The following is a 5,307-nucleotide window of genomic DNA, read 5'->3' on the forward strand; positions in this document are numbered from 1 at the left end:
AATCATTAAGAGATTATGAAGAACAACTTGTGTGGATTTTTACTGGTTGATCAATCGAATATATTTTCATTGATAATTGGTAAGAATTTCTCGAAGTTTATTTGAGCAAATTTTTTGTCAGTAATTGATGAGCCAAGATTGGTGCCCTATAGGCACTATTGATTTTAAACTGAAGAGTTTGATCATGGCTCAGATTGAACGCTGGCGGCAGGCTTAACACATGCAAGTCGAGCGGATGAAGGTAGCTTGCTACTGGATTCAGCGGCGGACGGGTGAGTAATGCTTAGGAATCTGCCCATTAATGGGGGACAACAGTTGGAAACGACTGCTAATACCGCATACGCCCTACGGGGGAAAGCAGGGGATCTTCGGACCTTGCGTTAATGGATGAGCCTAAGTCGGATTAGCTAGTTGGTGGGGTAAAGGCCTACCAAGGCGACGATCTGTAGCGGGTCTGAGAGGATGATCCGCCACACTGGGACTGAGACACGGCCCAGACTCCTACGGGAGGCAGCAGTGGGGAATATTGGACAATGGGCGAAAGCCTGATCCAGCCATGCCGCGTGTGTGAAGAAGGCCTTTTGGTTGTAAAGCACTTTAAGCGAGGAGGAGGCTACTTAGATTAATACTCTAGGATAGTGGACGTTACTCGCAGAATAAGCACCGGCTAACTCTGTGCCAGCAGCCGCGGTAATACAGAGGGTGCGAGCGTTAATCGGATTTACTGGGCGTAAAGCGTGCGTAGGCGGCTTTTTAAGTCGGATGTGAAATCCCTGAGCTTAACTTAGGAATTGCATTCGATACTGGGAAGCTAGAGTATGGGAGAGGATGGTAGAATTCCAGGTGTAGCGGTGAAATGCGTAGAGATCTGGAGGAATACCGATGGCGAAGGCAGCCATCTGGCCTAATACTGACGCTGAGGTACGAAAGCATGGGGAGCAAACAGGATTAGATACCCTGGTAGTCCATGCCGTAAACGATGTCTACTAGCCGTTGGGGCCTTTGAGGCTTTAGTGGCGCAGCTAACGCGATAAGTAGACCGCCTGGGGAGTACGGTCGCAAGACTAAAACTCAAATGAATTGACGGGGGCCCGCACAAGCGGTGGAGCATGTGGTTTAATTCGATGCAACGCGAAGAACCTTACCTGGTCTTGACATACAGAGAACTTTCCAGAGATGGATTGGTGCCTTCGGGAACTCTGATACAGGTGCTGCATGGCTGTCGTCAGCTCGTGTCGTGAGATGTTGGGTTAAGTCCCGCAACGAGCGCAACCCTTTTCCTTATTTGCCAGCACTTCGGGTGGGAACTTTAAGGATACTGCCAGTGACAAACTGGAGGAAGGCGGGGACGACGTCAAGTCATCATGGCCCTTACGACCAGGGCTACACACGTGCTACAATGGTCGGTACAAAGGGTTGCTACCTCGCGAGAGGATGCTAATCTCAAAAAGCCGATCGTAGTCCGGATTGGAGTCTGCAACTCGACTCCATGAAGTCGGAATCGCTAGTAATCGCGGATCAGAATGCCGCGGTGAATACGTTCCCGGGCCTTGTACACACCGCCCGTCACACCATGGGAGTTTGTTGCACCAGAAGTAGGTAGTCTAACCGTAAGGAGGACGCTTACCACGGTGTGGCCGATGACTGGGGTGAAGTCGTAACAAGGTAGCCGTAGGGGAACCTGCGGCTGGATCACCTCCTTAACGAAAGATTGGCGACCGGTAAGAATCCACAACAAGTTGTTCTTCATGATATGTATCTGAGGGTCTGTAGCTCAGTTGGTTAGAGCACACGCTTGATAAGCGTGGGGTCACAAGTTCAAGTCTTGTCAGACCCACCATAATTTATAAAAATTATGGGACATCAGAAACATACCTTAATTGATAAGCTGGGGACTTAGCTTAGTTGGTAGAGCGCCTGCTTTGCACGCAGGAGGTCAGGAGTTCGACTCTCCTAGTCTCCACCATTACTTCTTGTTGCTTTTACTGATTAATTTTAAAAGTAAATTGAATAATGGTTGACCATTCAATTGGGTAGATTATAGAGATTATCAAATCCTTTTCGTATAATACGATCTAGATTGATAATCTCTGTGATTTATCACAGCATCTAGACCTGACGAAGGCTAGAGAAATCATTAACAGATTATATTTGAGTTGAAATAAATTGTTCATACTCGTTGAAATCAAAGCAAGCAATTGCTGAGAAATCGATGAGTTACTAGCGATTAAACTGAATCAAGCGTTTTGGTATATGATTTTGATTGAAGCTGTACAGTGTTTAAATACACAGTACTTCAAACTGTTACGTTGAACGATCTCCTTGTAGGATCGATCGACTGTTTGGGGTTGTATAGTCAAGTAATTAAGTGCATGTGGTGGATGCCTTGGCAGTCAGAGGCGATGAAAGACGTAATAGCCTGCGATAAGCTCCGGGGAGGCGGCAAATATCCTGTGATCCGGAGATTTCTGAATGGGGAAACCCACCTAGTATAAGCTAGGTATCATACACTGAATACATAGGTGTATGAGGCGAACGAGGGGAAGTGAAACATCTCAGTACCCTTAGGAAAAGAAATCAATTGAGATTCCCTCAGTAGCGGCGAGCGAACGGGGAACAGCCCATTAAGTCATATAAGCTTTAGTGGAATGCTCTGGGAAGTGCAACCATAGTAGGTGATAGTCCTGTACACGAAAGGGCTTATATGATGATGTCGAGTAGGGCGAGGCACGTGAAACCTTGTCTGAATATGGGGGGACCATCCTCCAAGGCTAAATACTCCTGACTGACCGATAGTGAACCAGTACCGTGAGGGAAAGGCGAAAAGAACCCCTGTGAGGGGAGTGAAATAGATCCTGAAACCGCATGCATACAAGCAGTGGGAGCCGGCTTTGTCCGGTGACTGCGTACCTTTTGTATAATGGGTCAGCGACTTACATTCAGTAGCAAGGTTAACCGCATAGGGGAGCCGTAGGGAAACCGAGTCTTAATAGGGCGTTTAGTTGCTGGGTGTAGACCCGAAACCAGGTGATCTATCCATGAGCAGGTTGAAGGTGAGGTAACACTTACTGGAGGACCGAACCCACTGTCGTTGAAAAGCCAGGGGATGACTTGTGGATAGGGGTGAAAGGCTAATCAAACTTGGTGATAGCTGGTTCTCCCCGAAAGCTATTTAGGTAGCGCCTCGGACGAATACCATTGGGGGTAGAGCACTGTTTCGGCTAGGGGGTCATCCCGACTTACCAAACCGATGCAAACTCCGAATACCAATGAGTACTATCCGGGAGACAGACTGCGGGTGCTAACGTCCGTAGTCAAGAGGAAAACAATCCAGACCGCCAGCTAAGGCCCCTAAATTATAGTTAAGTGGGAAACGATGTGGGAAGGCATAGACAGCTAGGAGGTTGGCTTAGAAGCAGCCACCCTTTAAAGAAAGCGTAATAGCTCACTAGTCGAGTCGGCCTGCGCGGAAGATGTAACGGGGCTAAAACTATATGCCGAAGCTGCGGATGCACATTTATGTGCGTGGTAGGGGAGCGTTCTGTAAGCCGATGAAGGTGGATTGAGAAGTCTGCTGGAGGTATCAGAAGTGCGAATGCTGACGTGAGTAACGACAAAACGGGTGAAAAACCCGTTCGCTGAAAGACCAAGGGTTCCAGTCCAACGTTAATCGGGGCTGGGTGAGTCGACCCCTAAGGCGAGGCCGAGAGGCGTAGTCGATGGGAAATTGGTTAATATTCCAATACTTCTGTGTAATGCGATGAGAGGACGGAGAAAGTTAAGTCAGCCTGGCGTTGGTTGTCCAGGTGAAAGGATGTAGGCATGTATCTTAGGCAAATCCGGGGTACTCTATGCTGAGATCTGATAGCAAGCTAATTTATTAGCGAAGTGGCTGATACTATACTTCCAGGAAAAGTCTCTAAGCTTCAGTTACACAGGAATCGTACCCGAAACCGACACAGGTGGTCAGGTCGAGTAGACCAAAGCGCTTGAGAGAACTCTGCTGAAGGAACTAGGCAAAATGGTACCGTAACTTCGGGAGAAGGTACGCTGCCGGCGGTGATAGGACTTGCTCCTTGAGCTGCTAGCAGCCACAGAAACCAGGCCCCTGCAACTGTTTATTAAAAACATAGCACTCTGCAAACACGAAAGTGGACGTATAGGGTGTGATGCCTGCCCGGTGCTGGAAGGTTAATTGATGTGGTTAGCGCAAGCGAAGCTATTGATCGAAGCCCCAGTAAACGGCGGCCGTAACTATAACGGTCCTAAGGTAGCGAAATTCCTTGTCGGGTAAGTTCCGACCTGCACGAATGGCATAATGATGGGGGCGCTGTCTCCAGCAGAGGCTCAGTGAAATCGAATTCGCCGTGAAGATGCGGTGTACCCGCGGCTAGACGGAAAGACCCCGTGAACCTTTACTGCAGCTTGACATTGAACTTTGATCTTACTTGTGTAGGATAGGTGGGAGGCTTTGAAGTAGCGACGCTAGTTGCTATGGAGCCGTCCTTGAAATACCACCCTGGTAATATTGAGGTTCTAACTCTGCTCCATTATCTGGAGCGAGGACCATGTCTGGTGGGTAGTTTGACTGGGGCGGTCTCCTCCTAAAGAGTAACGGAGGAGTACGAAGGTGCGCTCAGCGTGGTCGGAAATCACGCGTAGAGTATAAAGGCAAAAGCGCGCTTAACTGCGAGACCCACAAGTCGAGCAGGTACGAAAGTAGGTCTTAGTGATCCGGTGGTTCTGTATGGAAGGGCCATCGCTCAACGGATAAAAGGTACTCTGGGGATAACAGGCTGATACCGCCCAAGAGTTCATATCGACGGCGGTGTTTGGCACCTCGATGTCGGCTCATCTCATCCTGGGGCTGAAGCAGGTCCCAAGGGTATGGCTGTTCGCCATTTAAAGAGGTACGCGAGCTGGGTTTAGAACGTCGTGAGACAGTTCGGTCCCTATCTACCGTGGGCGTTGGAAATTTGAGAGGATCTGCTCCTAGTACGAGAGGACCAGAGTGGACGAACCTCTGGTGTACCGGTTGTGACGCCAGTCGCATCGCCGGGTAGCTATGTTCGGAAGGGATAACCGCTGAAAGCATCTAAGCGGGAAGCCTACCTCAAGATAAGATTTCCCTAGGACTTTATGTCCTCTAAAGAGCCGTTGAAGACTACGACGTTGATAGGTTGGATGTGGAAGCATAGTGATATGTGAAGCTGACCAATACTAATTGCTCGTGAGGCTTGACTATACAACACCCAAACAGTTGGTGTTGTAGTCAAAATCACTACAAACAACTTGATTTAGTTAACG

General features: G+C 48.7%; 2 tRNA genes and 2 rRNA genes. All 4 read left to right on the top strand.

The features are described from left to right. Window positions 1-166 precede the first annotated feature (166 nt). Window positions 167-1,703 (top strand): 16S ribosomal RNA (locus tag AC5YCD_RS15560). 60 nt (window positions 1,704-1,763) lie between these two features. Beyond that, window positions 1,764-1,840 (top strand) — tRNA-Ile (locus tag AC5YCD_RS15565). A gap of 50 nt (window positions 1,841-1,890) precedes the next feature. Continuing rightward, window positions 1,891-1,966: transfer RNA gene (locus AC5YCD_RS15570), tRNA-Ala, on the top strand. 388 nt (window positions 1,967-2,354) lie between these two features. Beyond that, window positions 2,355-5,245 (top strand): 23S ribosomal RNA (locus AC5YCD_RS15575). Together the 16S and 23S rRNA genes with 2 tRNA genes alongside form the textbook arrangement of a ribosomal RNA operon. The last annotated feature ends 62 nt before the right edge of the window (window positions 5,246-5,307 follow it).

The sequence above is a fragment of the Acinetobacter sp. CY05 genome (assembly GCF_059515805.1).